This window comes from Paenirhodobacter sp. (assembly GCF_047600745.1).
GTDB lineage: Bacteria > Pseudomonadota > Alphaproteobacteria > Rhodobacterales > Rhodobacteraceae > Rhodobacter.
In genome coordinates this window covers 365,106-391,177 of sequence record NZ_JASGKI010000003.1, presented here as the reverse complement: position 1 = coordinate 391,177, position 26,072 = coordinate 365,106, and the positions used below count along the sequence as shown (strand labels likewise).

Below are 26,072 nucleotides of genomic sequence, written 5' to 3'. Positions count from 1 at the left end.
TTAACCTTCCTCTCCGGGGAACAGCGCGTCGCCCTCCTGCACCGCGTCGGACCACGGGTGCCAGGGTTCGGCCATCCCCTCATTGATGCCTGCCCTGCGCCGCACGGCGCCGAGGGTGGTGAAATTGTTCGGATGCTCCATCCGTTCGCTGATCACGATGGGGAATTTCGCCCCCAGCCGGTCGATCGCGTCCCGCCCCAGCCGCGCGTCCACCACCATCGTGGGCGGCGCCGACAGGTCATAGCGCGGCGCGGCAATCGCCTGTTCGAGGTCCATCCCCTGCGTCAGGTGGATCAGCGCCTGATACACGGCGGGCAGGATCTTGCGCCCGCCCGAACCGCCAAGCGCGGTGACATCCTCGCCCGGTCCGGTCATCATCATCGGTGCGTAATTGGCCAGTGCCTTCTTCGCGGGCCCAAGCGCATTCACCCGCCCCGGGCGCGGATCGAACCAGTTCACCCCGTTGTTCAGCAAAATCCCGGTCTGCGGCGACACCACGCCCGAACCGAACAGCGACAACAGCGTCTGCGTCAGGGTGACGGTCATGCCCTCGCGGTCCACCACCGACAGATGGGTGGTGCAACTGGGCTGCGCGCCGTCGCCCATCTCGGTGAACCGGTGGTCCCATGCGCGGGCCATCGCCTCGGCGCTCGCCACGATGTCGTCGCCCTGCAACAGCCGCAGTGCCATCGCCACGGTGGGGCCGCCGTTCAGCCTGGGGACGAAATGCACGGTGCGGTCACGGAAAGGCTGCTGCGCGGCCTCCACTGTCACCGCCGCGAACCCGGCCAGATCGTCCACGGACAGCCAGCCATCCAGCGCCTGAACATCCTCGGCCAGCGCCCGGGCAATATCCCCGGTGTAAAGCGCCGCCGGACCCTCCGCCGCGATCCGCGCCAGTGTCTGCGACAGCGCGGGGTTCGGCAGCCGCGCGACCTGCCCGCTCACGGCGGCGGGCGCCACGGGCGGAAGGCCACCGGGCAGGAACCAGGCGGCGCAGGCGGGGTTGCGCCGGATCCGCCCCATGTCCTGCGCAATCCACAGCGTCGTCACCGCATCGACCACCGGCCCTTCCGCCGCCAGCCGCACCGCAGGCGTAACCAGATCGGCCCAGGGCATCCGGCCGAACCGCGCATGCGCCGCCTCAAGCCCGCGCAGCAGGCCGGGGATGCAGACCGACCGCGCGCCGATGACATTGCGGTCCTCAAGCACATTGGGCCAGCCGAACAGATCGCCATCCTTGCCGCCGACCAGCGGGAAATCCGCGGGGTTCAGCCCGGCGGGCGAGCGCGCCCCGGCGTCGATCGCCGTCACCGGCCCGCCCGCAGGCCGCACCAGCATCGCGCCGACCCCGCCGACCCCGCTCATCCACGGTTCCAGCACGCCGATGGCAAAGGACGCCGCAATCGCCGCATCCACCGCCGTACCGCCCGCACGCAGGACCTCCGCCCCGATATGGGCGGCGTGGCGGTTATGCGCGGTGACGATGCCGCCGGGTCCGCGCACGGCGGGTTTCGTCAGGCGCAGCCCGCGCGACAGGTTGGGGGAACGGATGTCGGTCATTGTGCCTCCGCACAGGTGGGGCCCATCGGCATCAGGCGGATGTCGCCCGGCAGGTGGCGCCAATGCCAATCCGTCGCGCGCATCATCATCGCGCCCGGGGCGACGGCGGTGAGGATTTCACCCGCGATCGGGCGGAAATCGGCGCGGAAATGGATCGCGCTTTTCACCACGAGAATATCGGCTTCCGTGGGTTCGACGCCGAGGTAGCGGAACATCTCCCGATCCGCCAGTTGCGCCTTTTGCGAGGCGACCAGCACCCGCACGCCCCCAACCGCCAGACAGGCCGAGGGGCCGAGGTCCATGTCCCGTTCGCCGTAATAGGGGCCGAAGGTGCGCAGATGCCCGTCCGACAGCGCGGCGACGGTGAAGGTGGCGGGAAACGGCCCATCCCCCGTGCTGCCGCCCAGGGCCAGCGTGACCTGCGCGCCCACCCCCGCCTGCTGCGCCGCGATCACGGCGGCAGGGTCGTGGATCACCCCCACCGCCCCGTTCGGCACGCCCGCCGCCACCAGCGCGCGCAACAGGCCCGTGGTGTCCGAACTGCCGCCCGCGCCGGGATTGTCCTGCGCATCGGCGATCACCACCGGGCGGATGCCTTCGGCATTCAGCGCCAATGCCTTGGCCACCGCCGCCTGCGGATCGTAAAGCGGGCCGGAGAACGCGCTTTCGGCGGCGAGAATGTCGGCGGTGAGCGCATCCGCCGCCGCATCGGCCTCGGCCTGCGTCGCGCCATAGGCCCAGACGACGGGGCCGCATTCGGGGAAATCGGCGGCGGGGAAGCCCATCGCCCAGGACAGGCTGACGGCCCCGATCTCCTCAAGCCGCTGATACAGATGCCGGGCCGGTTCCTCTTCCGTCGCCTGCCAGCAGATCGGGATCAGGAAGGGGATGCGGCGCATCGCCTTGCAAAACGGCCCGGTCAGGCGGCGTTCGAGCAGATCGAACGCCCGCCGCCCGGTCAGCGCCATGTCCACATGCGGATAGGTCCGGAAGGCCACCAGCGCATCGGCCAGATCCACCATCCGCGCCGTGACATTGGCATGGAGGTCGAGGCTGACGATCACTGGAATATCCGTCACCGCGCGGATCCGGGCCAGCAACTCGCCCTCGCCATCGGGGACATGTTCGGCCACCATCGCGCCGTGCAGGTCCAGATAGATCGCATCGGCGGGCAGGTTGGCGCGGATCCCCTCGACGATTTCCCCGGCGATCTTCTCATAGGTCTCGCGCGCGACAAAGCCCGAGGGGCAGGCCGCGCACCACAGGAGCGGCACCACCTCGGCCCCCGCCTCCCGCGCGGCGGCAAGGAACCCGGCGCCGGGGATGTTCGCCGTGGGCACCAGCGCGCGGACCACATCGGCACCGCGGCACAACCCCGGAAAACCGCCGCCATGGGCAAAGGCCGCGTCATCCGCCAGATCGGGGGCGAAGGTGTTGGTTTCATGCTGAAACCCGGCGAAGATGATGCGCATGTCAGACGGCCTTTTCGGCAGGGCGGAAGTTCTGGAAATCCCAATCCGGCGCGGGGGCCGCGTCGATCAGGGCCTTGGTATAGCCATGCACCGGCCAGGCCAGAACATCGCGCGCGGGGCCCTGTTCGACGATCCGGCCCCGCTGCATCACCACGATCGTGTTGCAGATCTGCGCCGCGACGCGCAGGTCATGGGTGATGAACAGGATCGAAATCCCGGTGTTGGTGCGGATGTCTTCGAGCAGCTTCAGCACCTGCGCCTGAACCGTCACATCCAGCGCGGAAACGGCTTCGTCCGCGATCAGCAGATCGGGCTCCATCACCACCGCGCGGGCAATGGCGATGCGCTGGCGCTGCCCGCCCGAAAACTGATGCGGATAGCGGCTCATCACCGAAGCGGGCATGTTCACCATCTCCAGCGTCTCGCCCGCCTTGCGCCGGGCCTCGGCCTCCGGCACGCCGTAATTCACCAGCCCCTCCATCAGCGACTGGCCGATGGTCCGGCGCGGGTTCAGCGAGCGGTAGGGATCCTGAAAGATATACTGCACATGCTTGCGCACCGGGCGCAGATTGGCGAGCGGCACGATGTCCTGCCCGTTCAGCACCACGGCCCCCTCCGACGGATCGGTCAGCCGCATGACACAGCGCGCCACGGTGGATTTGCCGGACCCGGATTCGCCGATGATGCCGGTGATCTCGCCCTTCCGCACGGTGAAGGAAATCCCCTGCGCCGCCATGAAGGAATGGTCGTGCATCAGCCCCTTGCTGCCGTAGCGCTTGGCAAGGCCGATCACCTCCAGCACCTTCGGGTTGTGCGGCACCGGATCGCAGCGCGGGATCAGGCTGGGCACCGAGGACACCAGCATCCGGGTGTACTCCTGCTTCGGCGCGGTGAGGATTTCGTCCCGCGTGCCGGTCTCGACCAGATCGCCCCGGTTCATCACCACGATCCGGTCGGCGATTTCGGACACCACGCCGAAATCATGGGTGACGAAGACGACGGCGGTTTTCTCCTGCTCCTGCAACTCCTTGATCAGATGCAGGATCTGTTTTTGCGTGGTGACGTCGAGCGCGGTGGTCGGTTCATCCGCGAGCAGCAACCGAGGCCGCAGGATCAGCGCCATCGCGATGACGATCCGCTGCCGCTGCCCGCCCGAAAGCTGATGCGGATGGCTTTTGTAGATCCGCTCGACATCGGGCAGATGCACGCGCTCCATCATGTCGAGCACCTTCTTGCGGCGCTCGGCGGCGGAAAGCCGGGTATGCAGGCGCAGCACCTCGTCGATCTGGTCGCCCACGGTCTTCACCGGGTTGAGCGCGGTCATCGGCTCCTGAAACACCATCGCCACCTTGGACGCGCGCAGCGCCCGCATCCGGGCAGGCGTTACGGTCAGCACATCCTCGCCATCGAGCAGGATCCGCCCGCCGGTGACCTGAAGCGAATCCTTGGGCAGAAGCCCCATCACCGCCATCGAGGTCACCGATTTCCCGGACCCGGATTCACCGACGACGCAGACGGTTTCCCCCTCGCGCACGTCGAAGGAAATGTTGCGCACGATGGGCTTTGCCCCATTCGGGCGTGTGTCGATGGTCACATCCTCGACCGACAGAACCACGGGAGTCATCGCTTGCTCCTTCACAGCCGTTTCGCCATGCGCGGGTCCAGCCGGTCGCGCAGCACGTCGCCCAGCATGTTCACGCTCAGCACCGTGAGCGAGACCATCAGCCCGGGATAGAGGATCAGTTCCGGCTTCAGCAGGAAGAACGTCCGGCCATCTGCCATCATGTTGCCCCAGCTTGGCGTTTCGGGCGGAATCCCGGCGCCAAGGAAGCTCAGGATGGATTCCGTCATGATCGCCGAGGCGAAGATATACGTCCCCTGCACCAGAAGCGGCGCAACAGTATTGGGCAGCATGTGGCGCCAGACCATCGGCCAGACCCCGGTGCCAAGGACCGAGGCCGCCTCGACATAGGGTTCGTTCTTCACGCCCATGATGACCGAACGCACCATCCGCGCCACGCGCGGGATTTCCGGCACCGCGATCGCGATCAGCACGGTGGTCAGCGTCGCCCCCGAAATCGCCACCAGCGCGATCGCCAGAAGAATGCCGGGGATCGCCATCAGCCCATCCATGAACCGCATCACGATCAGGTCGGCCCAGCGGAAATAGCCGGTGATGACGCCGAAGAACACGCCGAACAGCACCGCCACCACCACCGTTCCCGCCCCCACGGCAAGCGAGATCCGCGCGCCATAGGCGATGCGGGACCAGACATCGCGGCCATAGCTGTCGGTGCCGAGCCAATGCGCCGCGCTCGACCCCTTCAGCCGCAACGAGGGGTCGAGCTTCACCGGATCCACCGTGCCGAGCCAATGCGCCAGCACCGCCATCAGCACGATCAGAACCAGCACCACGGCAGCGATCCGCGCGGGCCAGCTAGAGAGCACATCGCGCAGGATGCGGCGGCGGGTGCCTTCCATTTCGGGCAGGCTCAGGGTCATCGCTCCCCCCTCAATACCGGATGCGCGGGTCGAACAGGCCATAAAGCAGGTCGACCGCGAGGTTGATGAAGACGTAGATCGTCGAGAACAGCAGGATCACCGTCTGGATCACGGTGTAGTCGCGCGCCAGAACCGCCTCCAGCACCAGCCGCCCAAGGCCCGGGATGTTGAACACCGATTCCGTCACCACCACGCCGCCGATCAGCATCGCGATCGACACGCCGATGATGGTGACGATCGGCACCGCCGCATTGCCGAGCGCATGGTCCATCAGGACGGAACGTTCCGTCATGCCCTTGGCGCGGGCGGTGCGGATATAATCCTCGTTCATCACCTCGATCACATTGGTGCGCACGATCCGGGCGATCAGCGCGATATAGGGAAAGCTGAGCGCGACCGAAGGCAGCACCAGCCGGATCGCGAATTCGCCGAACCCCGCCGAAATCGGCTTGTACCCCTGCACCGGGAACCAGCCGAGGCCGCGCGCGAAGATCAGGATCAGCACATAGCCGATGATGAACACCGGCACCGAAAAGCCCATCACCGAACCCGCCATCACCAGCCGGTCGAGCCATTTGCCCTGCTGCCACGCCGCGACGACCCCAAGCGGGATCGCCACCACCACCGCCAGCACGATGGTGCACAGGCTGAGCGCCAGCGTCGGCCCGAACCGGTCGAGGACCAGTTCCGTCACCGGCTTGCCCGACACCAGCGACACCCCGAAATCGCCATGCGCGATGGCGTTCATCCAGATGAACAACTGTTCCAGCAGCGGCCGGTTCAGCCCCATGCTCTCGCGCAGCGCGTCGAGCTGTTCCGAGGTGGCGGTGGGCCCGGCGATCATCACCGCCGGATCGCCGGGCGACAGGCGCAGCACAAGGAAGACGATGATCGCCACCATGAACAGCACCGGCACCGCCGAAAGCACCCGCTTGACGACGAAGCCGAGCATCAGTCGGCCTTTTCCATGTTCCAGAACACCGGCGCCTCGGCGTCGAGCTGTCCGGTCAGTTTCGCCGATTTCACCGTGATGTTGTAGAACTCGCCCATCGGGATCATGACTTCGTTGTCGATCACCAGCTTGTCGATCTCCTGCCCGATCGTCGCCTGTTCGGCCGCGTCTGCGGTGCTGGCCAGCTTCTGGCGCAGGGCTTCGATTTCCGGCACGTCGGGCCAGCCGAACCAGGCCGAAGGCCCGCCCGCCGCCACGCCGATGAAGCCGATCGGGTCGCCCACATCGGGCAGCACGTTGGTGGTGGAGAAGATGTTCCAGCCGCCCTCCGCGATCGGCGCCTTCGATGCCCGCCGCGCCACCACGCTCGCCCAGTCCATCGACACCATGTCGACGGTAAAGCCGCCATCGCGCAACTGCTGTGCGATCACCGGCCCCTGCGGCACGAGGCTGTTCAGATCCGTCGCGTGCATGAGCAGCACCGGCGTGCCGTCATAGCCCGCCTCCTTCAGCAGATCCTTCGCCTTGTCCGGATGCGGCGCGATGATGTCATCGGCGCGGTAGTCGGTGGCATAGGGGCTGTCGCAGCCAAAGACCGCAGCACAGGTCCGCGCATATTGCGACCCGGCGCCGACCTGCGCATCCAGCATCGCCTGCTGCCCAACGGCCAGAAGCGCGGCCTCCCGGATCTTCGGATTGTCGAAGGGCGGCTGGACGAAATTCATCCGCATCAGGTTCTGGTTGCCCTGCTTCTTGTAGATGTCCACGGTGAAATCCGGATTGCCGTCGAGCAGCGGCAGCATGTCATGCGGAACCTGTTCGTAGAAATCGACCTCGCCCGAGAAGCATCGCATTCACCGCCGTCATCGAATCCGGCATCGTGGTCCAGACCACCTTGTCGACCTTCACCACCTTGCCGCCCGCAAGGCCATCGGCGGGTTCGCTGCGCGGGACGTAATCGGTGTTCTTGACGAAACTCGCGCTGACGCCGGGTTTGTAGTCCGCATCGACGAATTTGAACGGGCCGGAACCGATGGTGGTGGTGATCGGCTGGCTGACCGGGGTTTCCGCCACCGTCTTCTGCATCATGAACGGCGCAAGGCCCGAGGGTTTCGACAGCGCGACCAGCGCAATCCCCGTCGGCTCCTTGAAGGTCATCACGAAGGTCTTCGCGTCCTTGACCTCGTAGCTGTCGAGCAGCGAGGCCATCACCTGCCCGGTCTTGTCTACCTGGCTCCAGCGTTTGAGCGAAGCCACGCAATCCTCGGCGGTGACATCGCTGCCGTCATGCCATTTCAGCCCGTCGCGCAGGGTCAGCGTATAGCTCTTGCCGTCGTCGGAAACGGTCCAGCTTGCCATCTGCGGCTGCGGCTTGCCCGCGCTGTCGCGTGCGAGCAGCGTGTCATAGACCATATAGCCGTAGTTGCGCAGGATATAGGCGGTCGAGATCACCGGATCGACCGCACGCAGCGGCGCGTGCATCACCGCCGTGACCGTGGTTTCGGCCTGCACCGAAAACGCGGCCGTGCCAAGGCAGAGGGACAGAAGCGCGGTCCGGACGATACCGGGACGGAGGCAGTGGTCGAGCATTCGGTGTCTCCTGGAATGGGTGGATGGACGGGTGACGATTGTCGTCAATCTGGGTCGAGCGTCGTTCAGTTTTTCCAGCCGCGCAATATTCAATGCCGATCCGGGGCCGGAATTTTCTCCGCCGCCGGGTTCCGGTGCGCGAAGGAGCCCGTATTCCGGGCCGATTTCAGAAGGTTAACGGCAATTGTCCGATTCTTGTGCAACTTTCGCAACCCGTTGAAAAGACGTATGTAATTGGCGCAACACGGCGGCACCGGAGGCCACGGCCCCGGGGGTTCGCCCTCAGTGCGGCGCGGGTGCTCAGATCGGTTCGGTACCGCACCACTCCGCGATGAACAGCGCCATCGTCTGGGTCACGCGCTTCACCGAACTCAGGCTGACGGCCTCGTCGAAACCGTGGATGCCCTTCGATTTCGGGCCATAGCAGAGCGTCGGGATCCGGTTGTAAAGCGCATAGACCCGGGCATCGAGATAGGCCGCCGTGCAGAACGATTCGAGCGGCGCGGCAAAGGCCGCCTCATGCGCCCCGGCCAGCACGTCCTCGGCCTCGGACGGCGCAAGGATATAGCCCTCCGCGTTGAAGCCGTTCTGCATCAGCACCGGCGGATTCTGCGCAAGAAACCCGTCGGTGCGCGCAAAGGCCATGGCGTGATCCACCAGCTCCTGGAACTTCTCCTTCGCCTTCTGGCCGGGATAGATCGACACCCGGACCTGGAACCGGCACCATGCGGGGACGGAGGATCCCCAGTCGCCGCCCTCGATCAGGCCGATGTTCATGTTGATCGGCTTCTCGACTCCCGCGCATTCGGGATGCTGCGGCGCTTCGGCGTTCCAGCGGGCCTCGACCTCGCGCAGCGCGCCGATCAGCCGCCAGGCCGCGTCGATCGCATTCGCGCCCGCGCCCATCTCGCGGACATGGACGGGAATGCCGCGCACCTCGACGCTGAACCACAGCACGCCGACACAGGACCGCACCAGCTTTTCATCCTCGGGCTCCGGGATCAGCGCGGCCTGCGCCGTATAGCCGCGCAGAAAGGTTTGCAGCGCGCCGTTGCCGGTCAATTCCTCCTCGACCACCGATTGCAGATAGACCGTCCCCGCCGGTTGCAGCCCGATCCGTTTCAGCGCCGCAAGCGCGTAGACATTGGCCGCCGCGCCCGCCTTCATGTCGCCCGCGCCCCGGCCATACATCCAGTCGCCGACGATCTCGCCACCGTAGGGGTCATGCTCCCACATGTCGCGCGGGCCGACCGGCACCACGTCCAGATGATGCTGCAAGATCAGCGAACGCCCGGTTTCCTGCCGCGGATGGTGGATGCCCACCACGATCGGCGCGCGCGAATGCGTGGCGGAAAACGGCGCACCGCCTTCGTGCGCGGTGAGCGCCGCTTCATCCATCGCGAAGCGGTCCATCGCCATGCCGCGCGCCTTCAGGTCGTTGAAGATGAAATCCTGAACCGCGAATTCCTCGCCCCGCTGCGAGGCGAAGGAGACCAGTTTTTGCGTATAGGCGACCTGCTCGGCAAACCCGTCCTCGACGGATTGCAGGATCGCCGCGCGCAGCGCCGCGTCGCGTGCCATATGTTTCCCCGTTGGATCTTGTTTTTGACAGATCACGCAATTCGATATGGACGTGTCAACGGTTGGGTTTAAAGTATCATCCATTGATACGGTTTTGGGGCATTTCATGACGGAACCCGAGGGGCAGGCCCCGCAGATGCGCGCTGTGGAGCGGATTGCCGCAATTCTGGGCAGCTTCAGTGCGACCCGCCCGGTGCTGACGCTGAGCGAGGTGACGCGGGAGGCGGGGCTCGACAAGAACACCGTCCGGCGGTTGTTGCTCGCGCTGTGCGGGCCGGGGCTGATCGTGCGGGTGGGGGAGGGCTACGGCCTCGGCCCGGCGGTGCTGCGGATGCAGCCGGCGGTGGCGGCGCCGCGTGCGCTGCGCGAGGCATCGGCGTCCTGGCTGCATGAACTGACGCAGGCCCTGGGGATGACCTCCTTCGCCTGGCTGCCCGATCCGATGGGGGCCGTTTGTGTCGAGCGCGCGCGGGCGCAGCGGGGGCTGTTCGCGGCGGCGCATTGGTCTTCGCCGGGGACGGTGCTGCCCTTGAACGTGGCGGCGGGGCCACGGGTGATCCTCGCGCATCTGTCGGTGGAAGCGCAGGCGGAATGGCTCGCGCGTGAACAGCCCCGGGTGACGCAGCAATCCGAAACCGACCCCGTGGCGCTACGGCGCGTGGCGGAGCAGATCCGCGCCGAGGGCCATGCCTTCGTGGCGGATGATCTGGTCGTCGGGCTCGCTGGTCTGGGCGTGCCGGTGTTCGACCGGCAGGGGGCCTTCGCGGGGGCGATTTCGGTCACCGCACCAACGCATGTGCTGCGCGATGATACGCAACGCCCGCTCGCGGTGCTGCGCCGGGTCGCGGCGGAGGTTGGCGTGCGGCTGGGATAGCAGATGTTGGAAAAGTGCAATTTCTGCGGGCCATGGCGCCGATCACGCCGCCCAAAAGACCGAAAAGATCAGGTCCGCAGCGCCCGCATCACCCCGCCCGCGAACAGCGCCAGCATCGCGAAAACCGCCACGCTCGGCCAGTGCCAGCGCCAGTCGGGGCGCACCATCACCGCCGTACTGAACTCCTCCGCGCTATAGGCACAGAGCACGAGGGACGCGCCGTTCAGCAGCATCTCATCGTCGATCCGCTGCCGCAGCGCGGTGGCCTGCGGTGTCGGATCCAGCCGCAGCAGCACCGCCCGCGTCGCCGCGAGATAGGCGTGCGCGCAACTGTTGAAGGGGCTGTTTTCATCCGAAATCGTGCCCGGCATCAGCCCCCACAGGCAATAGGCCCGCTGCAACCGGGCGTAGTTCACCAGCCGGCGCAGCGTGTCATCGGGCGGATAGCGGCGATCGGCGAGCGCGAGGATCTCCCCCCGATACCGCGCGATCACCGCCATCTGGCCATGCGTCAGGCTGGCGATGCGAACACCGTCATCGGGCGCGAGCGGCCGGGCGCGGTGGGCCTCGGCGCTGGTCGCGAGGAGCAGCGCCAGAACCAGCCACCTCACGCGCGGCGATAATCGAGCCGGGGCGCCGCCAGCGCGCCGAAGAGCAGCCCGATCACGGTCCACAGGATCGCATGGATGCCGATCGTCGTCGCCCGGAACCGCCACAGCACATCCGCCGCGAAATCGGGCGGGATTTCGTTCACCGTGGGCATCGCGATCTGGATCAGCGCGACCGCGATCAGCCAGACCGCCCCGGCCACAATGCCCGCGTTCCAGCCGCCCAGTTGCGCCCAGAGCCGCCGCGCCAGCATCACCGCGAGCACGATCGCCAGGATCGAAACCGCCACCATGACGAAGAACAGCCCGGTTCGCGCACCGATGGTTTCGGGGCTGCCGACGGCGGGCGGATTGGCGGGGTATTTCACCTGCGGCACCACCACCACGGCGACAAAGGCCGCCACGGCAAGCAGGAGCGAAGTCGCCCGCGCACTCAGCGCGCCGATCCGGCCATAGGCAAAGGCGAAGATCAGCGCGAAGAGGCCGCCCGCCGCCGCGCCGTAGACCAGCAGGCCGGTGGCAAGGCCCGTCGTCGACTGCACCGCGCGGGAGACGAGTTCGGGTTCCTCGGGCTCACCCGCCGCAGCGGCCTTCTGTCCTTCGAGGGCAATGGCATAGTCCACCTCGGGTTCGCCGAAGACGGAGGCGAAGCCAAAGGCGATGATGGCAGCGATCAGCCCGGCAATCATGCCGCGCAGCAAAAGGGATCCGGTCATGATGCGTCCTCAGTGGCAGGGAAAGCCGAGGAGATGGCGCGCGTCATGCACATATTCATGCACATATTCGCCCCGGATCAGCGAGGTCGCGCCCTCTTCGGCGCCGACGAAATAGACCGCGAGGACCAGGATCAGCCCGGCGAAAACCGCCCAGGGCAGAACGTCCTGCACCGGCAGGGGAACCGGGCGCGCAGGCGCAAAGGTGATGTCGGACATAATACTCTCCCGGGATTCCGCGTCCCACTGAGGTTTCATGGACGGTGCCGGAGGTCTGACTCCCGAGGATTTCGGTTACAGTGGCGCGACCGCGCCGGAATTTCACCGGCTTCTCCGACATTCCGTTGGTTAATCCTATGCCTCGGGCGGACCCGAGTCAATGTAGCCGCGCCGGGCCTTGCGATGCAGCCACAGGGCGCATTCCGCCTCGGCCGCGCCGCGCAGGGCGAACCACTGGCGGCACTCGCGCCCCTGCGTGCCGATCCGGCCCCAGCGGCGCACCAGAACGCCGCCGCCGAACAGATCCTCCTGCACCTCCACCGCGTAGAACCGCGCCATGTTCCGCTGCGCGTCACGGCGGGTCAGGACCACGGCGGGGGGAGGGGGCGTGTTCATGGCGACATGCTACCCCGAAACGCGCCGCGCGTCACGCCGCCGCCGCGCGGGCGGGGCGCCGAATTTCGCGGTAAAGCAGCGGGTGAAATGCGCGGCACCCGAAAACCCGGTGGCAAGCGCGATGTCCAGCACCGGCAGGCTTGATTGCACCAGCAGTTCATCGGCCTTGTCGAGCCGCAGGTCGCGGTAGAACTGCATCATCGGCCGGTTCAGATGATCGCGGAACAGCCGCTGCAACTGCCGTGCGCTGGTGCCCGAGAGCGCCGCCAACTGCTCGGGCGAGAGCGGATCGGCGAGATGCGAGCCCATCAACCGCACCACCGCCTCAAGCACCGGATGGCGCAGCGCGCCATGGCGGCTTTGCTGTTCGCTGGCCTCGCGCAGGCGAGGGTGGATGAACCAGTCGCTCACCGTACGGGCGAAATCCGCGCCATGTTCGGCGGCGATGATCGCACACATCATGTCAAAGGCCGCGACCCCGCCCGCGCAGGTGAACCGATCCCGGTCGATGACATAGAGCGCGCGTTCGATCAGCAGATGGGGATCCTGCTCCGCCAGCGCATCGGCATGCTGCCAGTGCAGCGTGAAGCGCCGCCCCTCCATCAGCCCGTGCCGCGCAAGGATCGCCGCCCCGCCCGAAATCCCGCCAAGCGGCACCCGCCGCTGATCCAGCGCGCGCAGGCCGCGCAGCAGCGCCGCGTCCTCATACAGCATCGGGTTCCCGCCTGCGACGACAAAGGCCAGGTCCGGCGCACCGGCCTCCGCCAGCCGCTCGCAGGCGAACCCGCCGCCCGCCGTCGATGCCTCGAACCCGCCCGGCACCGAAAGGAACCGCGTGTGATACAGCGCCCGCCCCGCCAGCAGATTCGCCGCGCGCAGCGGCTCGACCGCCGAGGCCAGCGACATCAGCGCATAACCGGGCGTCAGGACGAAGGCGATTTCGCGAGCGTGTTTCATGACAGGAAAATAAATATCACGATGGCGCAAAAGGGCAAGAATACGTCTGTGCCGGACAAAAACCCCGCGCGGCGCAGCGCTAAGGTGGGGCACTGGATCTGAGGAAGGATGCAACCCGTGCGCTTCTCTGGACTGCGCGTCATCGCCGAGGCCCTGACCGGGCACAAGGGCTGGGGGCCGCTGTGGCGCAACCCCGAACCGAAGCCCGACTATGACTATATCATCATCGGCGGCGGCGGGCATGGGCTGTCTACGGCCTATTACCTGTCGAACACGTTCAAACAGGCGCGGATCGCGGTGCTGGAACGGGGCTGGCTCGGGCAGGGCAACATCGGGCGCAACACCACGATCATCCGCTCGAACTACCTGCTGCCGGGGAACGAACCGTTCTACGAATTCTCGATGAAGCTGTGGGAGGGGATGGAGCAGGCGTTCAACTTCAACGCCATGGTCAGCCAGCGCGGCATCCTCAACCTGATCCATACCGACGGGCAGCGCGATGCCTATCGGCGCCGGGGCAATGCGATGCTGCTGGCGGGGGCGGACGCGCGGCTGCTGTCGCGCGACGAGGTGCGCGAGATGTGCCCGTTCCTGAACTTCGACAATGCGCGCTTTCCGATCAAGGGTGGCCTCATGCAGGCCCGGGCGGGCACGGCGCGGCATGACGGCGTGGCCTGGGGCTATGCCCGCGGCGCGGACCAGAAGGGCGTCGACCTGATCCAGAACTGCGAGGTCACGGGCTTCCGCATCGAAAACGGCCGGGTGCTGGGGGTGGAAACCTCGCGCGGCTATATCGGCGCGAAGAAGGTGGGCGTGGCCGTTGCGGGCATGTCGGGCAAGGTGATGGGCATGGCGGGGCTGCGCCTGCCGATCGAAAGCCATGTGTTGCAGGCCTTCGTGTCCGAGGGGCTGAAGCCGATCATCCCGGGCGTCATCACCTTTGGCGCCGGGCATTTCTACGTCAGCCAGTCGGACAAGGGCGGGCTGGTCTTCGGCGGCGACATCGACGGGTATAACAGCTACGCCCAACGCGGCAACCTGCCGGTGATCGAGGATGTGGCCGAGGGCGGCATGGCGCTGATGCCGATGATCGGGCGGGCGCGGCTGTTGCGGACCTGGGGCGGCATCATGGACATGTCGATGGATGGCACGCCGATCATCGACAAGACGCCGATCGAGGGGCTCTATCTGAACGCGGGCTGGTGCTATGGCGGGTTCAAGGCCACCCCGGCCAGCGGCTATGCCTTCGCCCATCTGCTGGCCACCGACACGCCGCATGAAACCGCGCGGCTGATGCGGCTCGACCGGTTCCGCACCGGCCATGTCATCGACGAAAAGGGTGTCGGCGCCACCCCGAACCTGCACTGAGGTCTGTCATGCTGATCCCCCATCCTCTTCTGGGCCTGCGCGACGCACAGGAATTCACCTATCTGGGCGATGCGTCTTTGCTGAACCGGCCAACGGACCCGGCGGCGTTCTATGAATATGTCTATCTGCGGAACAACCCGGCGGGTGTGCATCGGGAGCTGTGGTTCCACGAATATGGCGACCGCTCGTGGCTGATCGTGACGCGCGACACCACCACGCATGAAATCCTCGGCGCGGAACTGGCGAAGGAGGCGGCGCGATGACCCGGCTGTCCGGCGGTCTGGTGGACCGCACGAAGACCCTGAGTTTCTCGTTCGACGGCAAGGGCTATACCGGCCACGCGGGCGATACGCTGGCCTCGGGGCTCATGGCGAACGGCGTGCGGCTGGTGGGGCGGTCGTTCAAATACCACCGCCCGCGCGGCGTGTTTTCGGCCGGGTCCGAGGAACCCAACGCGCTGGTCGAACTGCGCTCCGGCAACCGGCAGGAGCCGAATACCCGCGCCACGGTGGCCGAGCTTTATGACGGGCTGGTCGCGAAAAGCCAGAACCACAAGGGGCCGCTGTCCTTCGACGTGATGGCGGTGAACGACCTGCTGTCGCCGTTCTTCGCGGCGGGGTTCTATTACAAGACCTTCATGTGGCCGAAGGCGTTCTGGGAAAAGCTCTATGAACCGGCGATCCGCGCGGCGGCGGGGCTGGGCAGCCTGAGCGGGCTGGCGGATCCGGACATCTATGACAAGGGCTTCCTGCATTGCGACCTGCTGGTGATCGGCGGCGGTGCGGCGGGGCTTGCGGCGGCGCTGACGGCGGGGCGCGCGGGGGCGCGGGTGATCCTCGCGGATGAGGATTTCCGCCTTGGCGGGCGGTTGCTGGCGGAGACCCACACGCTCGACGATGCTCCGGCGGTCGATTGGGTCGCGGCGGCGCAGGCGGAACTGTCCGCGCTGCCGAATGTGCGGATCATGACCCGGACCACGGTCTGGGGCGCGTTTGACCACGGGGTCTATGGCGCGCTGGAGCGGGTGGGGGACCATCTTCTGACCCCGAAATCGGTGCGTCAGACGCTGTGGCGGATCACCGCGAAGCGGATCGTTCTGGCGGCGGGCGCGACGGAGCGGCACATCCCCTTTGCCAACAACGACCGGCCGGGGATCATGCTGGCGGGCGCGCTCAGGGCCTATGCCAACCGCTGGGCGGCCTGTCCGGCGGCGCGGGTGGCGGTGTTCACCAACAATGACGACGGCCACCGCACCGCGCTCGACCTTCTGGCGAAGGGGGTCGAGGTCACGGTGATCGACAGCCGCGAAGGGGCGAAGGCGCAGGGCAACTATCCGCTGTTCCCCGGCGCCATGGTCACCGATGCCAAGGGGCGGCTGGGGCTGAGCCGGATCGCGGTGACGCGCAACGGCCATACGACCTGGCTTGAGGTCGGCGCGCTTGGCGTGTCGGGCGGCTGGAACCCGAATGTGCATCTGGCCTCGCATCACCGGGCGCGGCCGGTGTGGGACGAGACGTTGCAGGCCTTCGTCCCCGCCGGGGGGCCGCCCGGCCTGACGGCGGCGGGTGGCGCGGCGGGCGAGGGGTCGACCGCGGCGGCGCTGGCCTCTGGCGCGCGGGTGGCGGCGGCGGCGCTCGCGGACCTCGGCATCGCGGCGCAACCGGCGCCGATGCCCCGGGCGGAGGATGCGGCTCAGAACCTGCATCCGCTGTGGCATGTGCCCGGCACCCATCGCGCCTGGGTCGATTTCCAGAATGACGTGACGGTCAAGGACATCCGTCTGGCGCATCAGGAAAACATGCGTCCGGTCGAGCATCTGAAACGCTGGACCACCCTTGGCATGGCGACGGATCAGGGCAAGACCGCGAATGTCACCGCGCTGGCCGTGATGGCCGAACTGACCGGCAGGACGATCCCCGAAACCGGCACCACGATCTTCCGCCCGCCCTATACCGGCGTGCCGATCGCGGCGCTTGGCGGCGGCGACAGCGGGCCGAACTTCCGGCCCCGGCGGCTGACGCCCTCGCATGAATGGGCGCAGGCGCGGGGCGCCGTCTTCGTCGAGGTCGGCCAGTGGATGCGGGCGCAGTATTTCCCGCAGGCGGGCGAAACCGAATGGCGTCAGTCGGTCGACCGCGAGGTTCTGGCCACCCGTCAGAGCGTCGGCATCTGCGATGTCACCACGCTGGGCAAGGTCGATGTGCAGGGCGCCGATGCGGGCGAATTCCTGAACCGGGTCTATGCCAACATGATGGGCACGCTGAAGGTCGGCATGGTGCGCTATGGCCTGATGCTGCGCGAGGATGGCTTTGCCTGGGACGATGGCACCTGCGCGCGGCTGGGCGAAACCCATTATGTCGTGACCACGACCACGGCCAATGCGGGCACGATCTACCGGCACATGGAATTCTGCCGCCAATGCCTGTGGCCGGATCTGGATGTGCAGCTGATTTCCACCACCGATGCCTGGGCGCAGTTTTCCGTCGCGGGGCCGCAGGCGCGGCATCTGCTGGAACAGGTGGTGGACGGGTTCGACCTGTCGAATGCCGCCTTCCCGTTCATGGCCTGCGCGGAACTGACGATCTGCAAGGGGCTGCGCGCGCGGCTGTTCCGGATCAGCTTCTCGGGCGAACTGGCCTATGAAATCGCGGTCCCGGCGCGCTACGGCAATGCGCTCTTCGCGCGGCTGGTGGAACTGGGCGCGACGCCCTACGGGACCGAGGCGCTTGGCGTGCTGCGGATCGAAAAGGGCCATCCGGCGGGCAATGAGCTGAACGGCCAGACCACGGCGCAGATGCTGGGCCTTGGCAAGTTCGTCAGCACGAAGAAGGACTCGATCGGCGCGGTGATGAGCCGGCGCGAGGCGCTCACCGCGGAAACCCGCGTTCTGGTCGGGCTGCAACCGGTGGACGCCAAGGATCCGGTGGTGGCGGGCGCGCATCTCTTCGCGCAGGGCGCGAAGCAGGACACCTGGAGCGATCAGGGCTGGATCACCTCGGCCTGCCACAGCCCGCATCTGGGCTGTGCGATCGGGCTCGGTTTCCTCGCCGATGGCGCCGCGCGGATGGGCGAGGTGATCACCGCCGCCAACCCGTTGCAGGGCCAGCAGATCGCGCTGCGCGTCGTTTCGCCCCATTTCGTCGACCCTGAAGGAGGCCGCCTCCGTGACTGATCTCTCTCCCCTTTGCGCGCTTGGCGGGCGTGTGGCGCGCCACGGTGCGCTGAGCCTGACCGAAAACGCCGGGCTGGCGCTGGCGTCGCTTGCGCTGCGGCGCGGCGCGGCGGAACCCGTGCCCTTCGGCCTGCGCCTGCCCGGCCCCGGCCTGTGCTGCGCGGGGCAGGGCCTCGCCGCCTTCTGGACCGGCCCCGGCCAATGGTTCATCGAGGCCACGGACCGCGCCGAGACGGATTTCGCCCGCGACCTCGCCCAGCACGCACCCGGCTGTTCGGTGACCGAGCAGACCGACGGTTGGGTCTGTTTCGAGATCGAAGGACCGGGCATCCCCGCGCTGATGGCAAAGCTCGTCAACATCGACACCGCCGCCTTCGGCCCCGGTTGCGCCACCCGCACGGCCTTGGAACATATGTCGGTTTTCGTTATCCGTCGCGCAGAGGAGCGGCTGGCGGTGCTGGGCATGCGTTCGGCGGCGGGCTCGCTCTGGCATGCGCTGGAAACCGCGATGGAGCGGCAGGGGGAACTGACATGAGCGTTATGATTGACGGGAAGGGCTTCGCTGCGACACTTCGGGCCCGGGTTGCGGGGTATGTTTCGGGTCTGGGCGTGGTCCCCGGTTTGGCGGTGGTGCTGGTTGGGGACGATCCGGCTTCGGCGGTTTACGTCCGCAACAAGGGGATCCAGACGCGCGAAGCCGGGATGAACAGCTTTGAGCACCGGCTGCCCGCGGACACGTCCGAATCCGCCCTGCTCGGGCTGATCCACCGGCTGAACGCCGACCCGGCGGTGCACGGCATCCTGGTGCAACTGCCGCTGCCCGCGCATCTCAACGCCGACCTGGTGATCAACGCCATCGACCCCTCCAAGGACGTCGACGGCTTCCATATCCTCAACGTCGGGCGGCTCGGCACCGGGCAAAAGGCGATGGTGCCCTGCACGCCCCTCGGCTGCCTGATGCTGCTGCGCGACCGGCTCGGCTCGCTCGCGGGCCTCGACGCGGTGGTGATCGGGCGCTCCAACATCGTCGGCAAACCGATGGCGCAGCTGCTGCTGGCCGAGAAGCTGCACGGTGACCATCGCCCACAGCCGCACCCGCAACCTGCCCGACGTCTGCCGCCGCGCCGATATCCTCGTCGCCGCCGTCGGCCGGCCGGAAATGGTCAAGGCGGACTGGATCAAACCGGGCGCCACGGTGATCGACGTCGGCATCAACCGCATCATCCGGGACGGCAAATCCCGCCTCGTCGGCGATGTGGACTTCGCCGGCGCCGCCCAAATCGCCGGCGCCATCACCCCCGTCCCCGGCGGCGTCGGCCCGATGACCATCGCCTGCCTGCTGGCCAATACCCTCACCGCCTGCTGCCGCGCCCACCACCTGCCCGAACCCGAGGGCCTGACGGCCTGAGGGGCCCCGGCCCCTCGCGCCGCGCATGCCCCTCGACGGGGCATCGCGGCGCCCACCCCCCATCGACAGGAGCCCCTGATGACCGACTATTGCCTGACCGTGACCTGCCCGACAAAGCGCGGCATCGTCGCGGCGATCTCCACCTACCTCGCCGACAAGGGCTGCAACATCACCGACAGCTCGCAGTTCGACGACACCCTCACCGGCCGCTTCTTCATGCGCGTCAGCTTCGCCTCGGAACAGGGCCTCGGCCTCGCACAGTTGCGGCAGGACTTCGCCGCCACCGCGGAAACCTTTGACATGACAGCGCAATTCCACGGCGAAGCGGAAAAGATGAAGGTCGTCATCATGGTCTCCCGCTTCGGCCACTGCCTCAACGACCTGCTCTACCGCTGGCGCATCGGCGCCCTGCCGATCGACATCGTGGCGGTGATCTCGAACCACATGGACTACCAGAAAGTGGTGGTAAACCACGACATCCCCTTCCACTGCATCCGGGTGACGAAGGAAAACAAGGCCGCCGCCGAGGCCGAACAGATGCGCATCGTCCACGAAACCGGCGCCGAACTGATCGTGCTCGCGCGCTACATGCAGGTTCTGTCGGACGAGATGTGCCGCGAAATGTCGGGCCGGATCATCAACATCCACCACTCCTTCCTGCCCTCGTTCAAAGGCGCGAACCCCTACAAACAGGCCTATGAGCGCGGCGTGAAACTGATCGGCGCAACCTCGCATTACGTCACCGCCGACCTCGACGAAGGCCCGATCATCGAACAGGACACCATCCGCGTCACCCACGCCCAATCCCCCGAAGACTACGTCTCCCTCGGACGAGACGTCGAAGCCCAGGTCCTCGCCCGCGCCATCCACGCCCACATCCACAGACGCGTCTTCCTCAACGGAAACAAAACCGTCGTCTTCCCAGCATCCCCAGGATCATACGCGTCAGAAAGAATGGGGTGACCCCCCCTAACACAGCGCAGGGCGCCCCCAACGCCATGCGGGCCCCACAGCGTAGCGCGCGGACCCCAACATCCGCCCGGGGTCCGGGCCTAAAAGGCGCCATCGCGGTGTCTGATGTTGCGCGGTGAAACGCCGAACCGGCGCCGGAAGGCCGTGGCGAAATTCCCGGGCGTGGCGTAGCCCGCCGCATGGGCCACGCTGCTGATGTCCTCGCCCCGGGCGAGCGCGGCGCGGGCGTGGTCCAGCCGGTGGTTGCGGACATATTCGGCGATGCCCACGCCTTCCTCCAGACGGAACAGCCGTTGCAGGACCGTGGCGCTGGCTCCGGCGGCGCGGGCGATGCGGGCGACGCTCAGCGGCTCCGGCCCGGCGGTGCGGATGAACGCCCGCGCGCGATCGAGGCTCTGCCGCCCCCGCGCGGACACCCCGGGCCGATCGCCATCCCACATCGTGGCGAGCGATTGCGCGATGATGTCGATCGTCCGGCTCTCGAAATACAGCCGGTTCAGGCCCGGCGTCACCGGGCGGGGCCGGATCACCTGGCCGAGCAGCCCGGCAAGGGTCTCGGACACCTGCCAGTTGCACACCCCCTCGCCCAGATCGCGCGCGTGGCTCGCCAGCCACTCCGGCGTGGCCGAGATCACCACCTTCTGCACCCGCTGCGGCCCGGGCGGGATGCGCTCGAATTCCGCGGGCCGGGTGTGGATGACGGAAAAGCCGCGGATCTGCCCCGCCGGCCCGCGCCCGACCCGAAACGCCCGCGCGCCGAAATGCAGGTCGAGCATGCCGCGCAGCAGGAAGATGCAGTAAAGCCCCGGCGCCTGCACGGTGCGGGTGGGCATCGCGTGGCGTTCCTCCATATCCGACACATGCAGATGCAGCCCGGGGCGCAGGTGCAGGTTCAGGAACCGCCCCTCGATCAGCACGTCATCGGCCTGCATCCCGCGCGGGGCCGAATGGATGCCGATCGCGGCGAGTTCGGGCGCGCGGGCCAGATCGCGCAGCCGGATCCGCACCTGCTGCCCGGTCCAGTCGGCGGGGGATACCGCCGCCCCATGCGCCGCGCTCCATTCCATCACGCCCATATCCGCCCCCGGAATCGCATCGACCGCAAAGATAATCCGTTCGTGTGCAAAGGTGGGTGTGTTGCCTGTGGCCCTGCCTGCATCTACCCATCAGCATAGAATACCCGACTGTTTTTGGCAACTTGGGGCGGATCATGGCTGTCTTCACTTCTCACGGCGCCCGGCGGGGCATTGGCGCGCTTTTGCTGGGCACGGCGTTCGCGGTGCCAGTGCGGGCGGAGGAGCCCGTCGTTCTGGCGCCCATCGTGATCTGGGGCGCGCAGGAGGACGCGAACGGCTCCGGCCCGGTGCCCGGCGTGGTGGCGAAGATGACCGGCACGGCGGCGAAATCCGCGACGCCGCTGGCCGAGACGCCGCAATCCGTCTCTGTCGTCGGGCGCAAGGAAATGGCCGAGCGGGGCGCCACCACCGTGACCGAGGCGCTGCGCTATACGCCGGGGGTGCTGACCTCGGCCCGGCCCGCGACGCGCTATGACCTTGGCGGGATCCGGGGGTTCGGGACGCAGGGCGGGCAGAGCTGGTTCGACTATCTCGACGGCACGCGGATGCTGCGGGGCGGCTACAACGCGCCGGTGATGGATGCCTGGAACATCGAGCGGATCGAGGTTCTGCGCGGCCCGGCCTCGGTTCTGTATGGCGGCGGCATGCCGGGCGGCATCGTCAATCAGGTGACGAAACGCCCGCGCGACGAAGCGGCGCGCGAGGTGGAATTCCGGCTGGCCGATCCGAAGGGCGCGGCGCTGGCCTTCGACGTCACCGGCCCGGTGGCGGGAGACAGCCGTTATCTTTACCGCGTCGTCGGACTGGCGAGCAGCATGGACGGCAACGTCAGGCATACGAAAAGCGAACGCTATATGCTGGCGCCGTCCTTTACCTGGCGGCCCACGGACAGCACCGAGGTCACGCTTCAGGCCGGGGTGATCCATGATCCCGCAAGTTTCTATGCGGTTTATCTGCCCTCGGTGGGGACGCTGGTCAAACATCCGGCGGGGAAGAAGATTCCCTATGATTTCAACGTCGAAGACCCCGATTTTGCCGGATTCGACCGGACGCAGACATGGCTCGGCTATGAAATCAGCCACGCCTTTTCGCCGGATGTGAAGCTGACCCACAGCCTGCGATGGATGGATGTGGACAGCGAACAGCACGGGATGACGCCGCTGCCGCAGGCACCGATGGCCTGGGTCACGCCGGATGGCAGCATGCTGCGCCGCACCGCGCTTCATGTGTTGGATGAAAGTCGGGCGCTAACCACCGATACCCGCCTGGAATTCGGCTTTGAGACGGGCGCGGTGGAGCACAGGATGCTGGCGGGGCTGGACTATCAGCTTCTGGACTTTACCCGCCACAATTCGGCCGAAACGCTGGCGCCGCCGATCGACTATCTGAACCCGGTCTATGGCGTGAAGCTCGACCTGCCCTATGTCCGGCGGGTGGACGAGGACCGGCGCCAGACCGGCCTTTATCTTCAGGACCAGATGGCCTTCGGCCCGTGGCGCGTGGTGGCCGGGCTGCGGCACGACCATTACAGATCGACCATCGACACCACCGATCTGGCCAGCGGGCTGGGTCGGCGCGGAGAGGTCCGGCACAGCAAGACCACGGGCCGGATCGGTGCGGTCTATGACATGGGCAACGGGGTGCTGCCCTATCTCAGCTATGCGACCTCGTTCGAGCCGCAGGCCAGTTCCATCACCGGGGTGGACGGCTCCGGCAAGCCGGTCGGTTTCAATCCGACCACCGGGCAGCAATGGGAACTGGGCCTGCGCTACGAACCGCAATCCTTCCGCGGCATGATCTCGGCGGCGCTGTTCGACATCCGGCAGCGGAATGTGGCGGTGGCTTCGGGGGTTGCGAATCCGCTCTGCTCGACGCCGATGAACTGCCAGACGCAGGCCGGGGAGGTCCGTTCGCGCGGGCTGGAACTCGAAGCCAAGGCCGAGGTGACGGAGGATTTCGACCTGATCGCCTCCTATGCCTATACCGACATCGAAACGATCAAATCCAGCCCCGCCGCCGTGCTGGCCGTGGGCAAGACGCCCGCCGGGGTGCCGATGCACCAGTTCGGGCTGTGGGGGCACAGGACCTTTGCGACCGGCCTGTCGATGGGCGCCGGGCTGCGCTATGTCGGCTCCAGCTGGGGCGACAGCGCCAATCAGCACAGGGTGCCGGACTTCACGCTGGTCGATCTGTCGCTTGGCTATGATTTCGGAGCACAGGACGCGCGGCTGAGCGGGTTGAAGCTGAATCTGGGCATCAGCAACCTGTTCGACAAGGAATATGTCGCCTCCTGCGCGGCGGTGGGCACATCGACCGTGGCGGGGCTGACCGGCTATTGCTTCCAGGGCGAGGGCCGCCGGATCACCGCCGCGCTGAACTACCGATGGTAAGGGCCTTCCTGCTTCTGCTGGCCCTTGCGATGCCCGCCGGGGCGCAGCCGGTCACGCTCACCGATATTGCCGGGCGGGAGGTCACGCTTCCGGCTCCGGCGCGGCGGATCGTGCTGGGGCAGGGCGGGCATCTGCCGGCGCTTGGGCTGCTGCATGACGATCCGGTGTCCTTGCTGGTGGGGATCAAGGCCGACATGACCCGCGATCCGGGCACATGGGACGCCTGGGCCGCGCGCTTCCCCCGGCTGCGGGATCTGCCGCTGGTGGGGGCGGATGCAGATGCGAGCTTTTCGGTTGAAACCGCGATCGCGCTCGAACCGGATCTGGTGATCCTGAGCTTCTACACTGCGGGGCTGTCGTCCTGGACCGGCAGTTCGCGGATCATCTCGCAGCTTGAGGCGGCGGGGATCCCGGTCATCGTCATCGACTTCTTCGCGAGCCCGCTGGAGAATACCGAACCCAGCCTGCGCCTCCTTGGCCGTGCGACGGGGGCGGAGGCGCGCGCCGAGGAGGTCATCGCCTTCTACGCCGCCCATCGCGCCCGGATCGCCGAGGGTATCGCGGGCCTGTCCCGCCCCGAGGTGATGATTCAGGTCCACGCCGGGGGCATCCCCTGCTGCGCCATAGTGGCAAAGGGCGTGTTCGCCGACATGGCCGCCGCCGCGGGTGGCACGACCCATGCGGGCCTGCTGACCCCCGCCACGCGGCGGATTTCGGCGGAGGGGATGATGGCGAGCGACCCGGACGTCTATATCGCCACCGGCGGCGCGCATGTGGCGCAAACCGGCGGCGTGCCGCTCGGGCTGGGCGTCAGCCGGGAGCAGGCCCGCGACGGGTTCTGTGCCCTGATCCGGCGCGAACCCGTCATCGCCGGGCTGCGCGCGGTCGAGGACGGCCGCGCCCGCGCCGTCTGGCACATGTTCAACGACAGCCCCGCGCATATCGTCCTGCTGGAGGTGCTGGCGAAGACCGTCCACCCCGAAGCTTTCGCCGATCTCGCGCCCGAGGCCACCTTACGGGAGTTCAGCACCCGGTTCTCGGCCCTGCCGCTCGAAGGCACGTTCTGGACCGATTGCCCCATGGGGGCGCCATGACCCTGACCATCGAAGCGGCAATCGGCCTCGATCCCTCTGACCCGCGGATCGAGGCGCTGTGCGATCACCTCGTCGCCCATGGCATCGGGCGCGCGGATGCGGGTGGCGAGACCCGCCTGACCTTCCCGCATTTCCCGGGGGCGGAGGTGCGGCTGTCGCGCCTGCGCGCCGGGCTGCGGCTGTGCATCACCGCCCACGACACCCGCGCCTTCGACGCCCTGCGGCAGGCGGTGAGCGCCAGCGTGCTACAGGTCAGCGGGGTGCCGGTCCACTGGTCGCAAGGCGAACAGATGCCGGGGCTGCGGACCCTGCGGCTCGCAGCGGCGCAGGAGGTGAGCCCGACGCTGCGGCGGCTGACCTTTTCCACGGGGGATGCGGCGCGGTTCGCGCGGCTGGATGCGCTGCACCTGAAGATGCTGCTGCCGGATCCGGCGCGTCCGGGCGAAACGGTGCTGCGTAAATATACCGTGCGGGCGGTCGATGTCGCGGCGGGCAGGCTGGCGATCGACTTCGTGCTGCATCGGGACGCCGGGCCGGGGGCGGAGTTCGCGCGCCGCGCGCGGATCGGCGATGCGGTCGATGTGATCGGCCCCGGCGGTGGCGGGCTGGCGCGGGCCGACTGGTATCTCTTCGCCGGGGATGACACCGCGCTGCCCGCCATCGCGCGGATGCTGGAGGCGCTGCCCGGGGTGGCGCGCGGGGTGGCGCTGCTCGCGGCGGAACCGGTGGCGCTTTGCGCTCCGCCGGGGGTGGCGATCCGCTGGCTGCGCGGCGGCCTGCCGGACGCGGTGCGCGCGGTGGAGATCCCGGCCACGGGGCGGCGCTACGTCTGGGCCGGATGCGAATACGCGCCCTTCCGCGCGATTCGGGCCGATCTGCGGGGCCGGGGCCTCGCCCCCGACGAACATCTGATCGTCAGCTACTGGCGCTGCGGCGTGCCGCAGAGCTGACCCCGGCTGTTGCCTGCGGCGGGCTGCTTGCGGCGCAGGTCATGGATGGTGAAGGGTGCGCCCCTCGGCAGTTCCGTCACGTTCAGCGGGACGCCGTGATCCACGAATTCGCGGCAGGCCCCCGGACCGCCGGTGTTCACGGCAAACATCTGTACCCATGAGGGCAGCGCGGGGCAGGAGATCCTGACCCTCTTCGCTTTTGCGCCCGGCGCCTG

Annotated in this window: 24 protein-coding genes, 1 pseudogene and 1 riboswitch; of the genes and pseudogenes, 10 read left to right on the top strand and 15 right to left on the bottom strand. The window is 67.6% G+C overall.

All coding sequences use genetic code 11. From position 1 onward, the window contains the following. The 8 genes from QM789_RS08445 to QM789_RS08410 form a co-directional block, all read right to left on the bottom strand. Window positions 1-1,563 (bottom strand): gamma-glutamyltransferase, encoded by a 1,563-nt coding sequence (locus QM789_RS08445; RefSeq protein ID WP_420351468.1) that lies wholly within the window; start codon window positions 1,561-1,563, stop codon window positions 1-3. After that, the gene (locus tag QM789_RS08440) at window positions 1,560-3,035 is read right to left on the bottom strand and encodes a M81 family metallopeptidase (protein ID WP_420351467.1); all 1,476 of its coding nucleotides are present in this window, start codon (window positions 3,033-3,035) and stop codon (window positions 1,560-1,562) included. Before QM789_RS08440 ends, QM789_RS08445 begins: the two co-directional genes overlap by 4 nt. Before the next feature lies 1 nt (window position 3,036). Continuing rightward, complete coding sequence (locus QM789_RS08435) at window positions 3,037-4,659, bottom strand: dipeptide ABC transporter ATP-binding protein (RefSeq protein WP_420351466.1); 1,623 nt, start codon at window positions 4,657-4,659, stop codon at window positions 3,037-3,039. Window positions 4,660-4,670: 11 nt separating this feature from the next. Then, window positions 4,671-5,537, bottom strand: coding sequence for an ABC transporter permease (locus QM789_RS08430; protein WP_420351465.1), 867 nt, complete (start codon window positions 5,535-5,537; stop codon window positions 4,671-4,673). A 10-nt stretch (window positions 5,538-5,547) separates the two neighbouring features. After that, entirely contained in the window at window positions 5,548-6,489 is a 942-nt protein-coding gene (locus QM789_RS08425) for an ABC transporter permease (RefSeq protein ID WP_420351464.1), read from the bottom strand. After that, complete coding sequence (locus tag QM789_RS08420) at window positions 6,489-7,343, bottom strand: ABC transporter substrate-binding protein (protein ID WP_420351463.1); 855 nt, start codon at window positions 7,341-7,343, stop codon at window positions 6,489-6,491. The genes QM789_RS08425 and QM789_RS08420 overlap by 1 nt, the downstream gene beginning before the upstream one ends. After that, the gene (locus QM789_RS08415) at window positions 7,294-8,079 is read right to left on the bottom strand and encodes an ABC transporter substrate-binding protein (RefSeq protein ID WP_420351462.1); all 786 of its coding nucleotides are present in this window, start codon (window positions 8,077-8,079) and stop codon (window positions 7,294-7,296) included. The genes QM789_RS08420 and QM789_RS08415 overlap by 50 nt, the downstream gene beginning before the upstream one ends. Window positions 8,080-8,379: 300 nt before the next feature. Continuing rightward, window positions 8,380-9,660, bottom strand: a complete 1,281-nt coding sequence (locus QM789_RS08410; protein ID WP_420351461.1) for an ArgE/DapE family deacylase — start codon at window positions 9,658-9,660, stop codon at window positions 8,380-8,382. A gap of 106 nt (window positions 9,661-9,766) precedes the next feature. On the opposite strand from QM789_RS08410, the gene QM789_RS08405 reads away from it, so the two are divergent. Then, on the top strand, window positions 9,767-10,534 hold the full coding sequence (locus QM789_RS08405; protein WP_420351460.1) for an IclR family transcriptional regulator: 768 nt from the start codon (window positions 9,767-9,769) through the stop codon (window positions 10,532-10,534). Window positions 10,535-10,602: 68 nt separating this feature from the next. On the opposite strand, the gene QM789_RS08400 is transcribed toward QM789_RS08405, so the two are convergent. The 5 genes from QM789_RS08400 to QM789_RS08380 form a co-directional block, all read right to left on the bottom strand. Next, the gene (locus QM789_RS08400; RefSeq protein WP_420351459.1) at window positions 10,603-11,145 is read right to left on the bottom strand and encodes a hypothetical protein; all 543 of its coding nucleotides are present in this window, start codon (window positions 11,143-11,145) and stop codon (window positions 10,603-10,605) included. Continuing rightward, complete coding sequence (locus tag QM789_RS08395; RefSeq protein ID WP_420351458.1) at window positions 11,142-11,858, bottom strand: CbtA family protein; 717 nt, start codon at window positions 11,856-11,858, stop codon at window positions 11,142-11,144. The genes QM789_RS08400 and QM789_RS08395 overlap by 4 nt, the downstream gene beginning before the upstream one ends. Before the next feature lie 9 nt (window positions 11,859-11,867). Continuing rightward, window positions 11,868-12,074 (bottom strand): CbtB domain-containing protein, encoded by a 207-nt coding sequence (locus QM789_RS08390; protein WP_420351457.1) that lies wholly within the window; start codon window positions 12,072-12,074, stop codon window positions 11,868-11,870. Between the two features lie 31 nt (window positions 12,075-12,105). Beyond that, window positions 12,106-12,246: riboswitch (cobalamin riboswitch) on the bottom strand. After that, entirely contained in the window at window positions 12,210-12,470 is a 261-nt protein-coding gene (locus tag QM789_RS08385; RefSeq protein WP_420351456.1) for a WGR domain-containing protein, read from the bottom strand. (Overlaps the previous riboswitch by 37 nt.) Window positions 12,471-12,479: 9 nt before the next feature. Continuing rightward, window positions 12,480-13,427 carry a GlxA family transcriptional regulator gene (locus QM789_RS08380; protein WP_420351455.1) on the bottom strand — a complete coding sequence of 316 codons (948 nt, stop codon included), beginning with the start codon at window positions 13,425-13,427 and terminating at the stop codon, window positions 12,480-12,482. Window positions 13,428-13,544: 117 nt separating this feature from the next. On the opposite strand from QM789_RS08380, the gene QM789_RS08375 reads away from it, so the two are divergent. The 6 genes and pseudogenes from QM789_RS08375 to purU all read left to right on the top strand — a co-directional run bounded on the left by QM789_RS08375 (window position 13,545) and on the right by purU (window position 20,338). After that, entirely contained in the window at window positions 13,545-14,795 is a 1,251-nt protein-coding gene (locus QM789_RS08375; RefSeq protein WP_420351454.1) for a sarcosine oxidase subunit beta family protein, read from the top strand. 8 nt (window positions 14,796-14,803) lie between these two features. Next, window positions 14,804-15,058, top strand: coding sequence for a sarcosine oxidase subunit delta (locus QM789_RS08370; RefSeq protein ID WP_420351453.1), 255 nt, complete (start codon window positions 14,804-14,806; stop codon window positions 15,056-15,058). Continuing rightward, window positions 15,055-17,967, top strand: coding sequence for a sarcosine oxidase subunit alpha family protein (locus tag QM789_RS08365; protein WP_420351452.1), 2,913 nt, complete (start codon window positions 15,055-15,057; stop codon window positions 17,965-17,967). The genes QM789_RS08370 and QM789_RS08365 overlap by 4 nt, the downstream gene beginning before the upstream one ends. Next, window positions 17,960-18,502, top strand: a complete 543-nt coding sequence (locus tag QM789_RS08360) for a sarcosine oxidase subunit gamma (protein WP_420351451.1) — start codon at window positions 17,960-17,962, stop codon at window positions 18,500-18,502. The genes QM789_RS08365 and QM789_RS08360 overlap by 8 nt, the downstream gene beginning before the upstream one ends. Next, window positions 18,499-19,375 (top strand): annotated as a pseudogene (gene folD / locus QM789_RS08355) (bifunctional methylenetetrahydrofolate dehydrogenase/methenyltetrahydrofolate cyclohydrolase FolD). The gene QM789_RS08360 and the pseudogene folD overlap by 4 nt, the downstream one beginning before the upstream one ends. A 78-nt stretch (window positions 19,376-19,453) precedes the next feature. Further along, entirely contained in the window at window positions 19,454-20,338 is an 885-nt protein-coding gene (purU, locus tag QM789_RS08350; RefSeq protein WP_420351009.1) for a formyltetrahydrofolate deformylase, read from the top strand. 89 nt (window positions 20,339-20,427) lie between these two features. Here purU and QM789_RS08345 read toward each other — a convergent pair whose 3' ends face one another. Continuing rightward, entirely contained in the window at window positions 20,428-21,414 is a 987-nt protein-coding gene (locus QM789_RS08345; RefSeq protein ID WP_420351503.1) for a helix-turn-helix transcriptional regulator, read from the bottom strand. Between the two features lie 143 nt (window positions 21,415-21,557). Between QM789_RS08345 and QM789_RS08340 the strand changes: the two genes are divergently transcribed. From QM789_RS08340 to QM789_RS08330, 3 genes are read left to right on the top strand one after another with little or no spacing between them, the layout of a single operon-like run. Then, complete coding sequence (locus tag QM789_RS08340; RefSeq protein WP_420351450.1) at window positions 21,558-23,813, top strand: TonB-dependent siderophore receptor; 2,256 nt, start codon at window positions 21,558-21,560, stop codon at window positions 23,811-23,813. Continuing rightward, a complete protein-coding gene (locus QM789_RS08335; protein WP_420351449.1) occupies window positions 23,807-24,907 on the top strand; it encodes an ABC transporter substrate-binding protein in 1,101 nt (366 codons plus the stop codon). The genes QM789_RS08340 and QM789_RS08335 overlap by 7 nt, the downstream gene beginning before the upstream one ends. Beyond that, window positions 24,904-25,857, top strand: a complete 954-nt coding sequence (locus QM789_RS08330) for a siderophore-interacting protein (RefSeq protein WP_420351448.1) — start codon at window positions 24,904-24,906, stop codon at window positions 25,855-25,857. Before QM789_RS08335 ends, QM789_RS08330 begins: the two co-directional genes overlap by 4 nt. On the opposite strand, the gene QM789_RS08325 is transcribed toward QM789_RS08330, so the two are convergent. Continuing rightward, on the bottom strand, window positions 25,827-26,006 hold the full coding sequence (locus tag QM789_RS08325; RefSeq protein ID WP_420351447.1) for a hypothetical protein: 180 nt from the start codon (window positions 26,004-26,006) through the stop codon (window positions 25,827-25,829). The genes QM789_RS08330 and QM789_RS08325 overlap by 31 nt on opposite strands. Window positions 26,007-26,072: the final 66 nt, after the last annotated feature.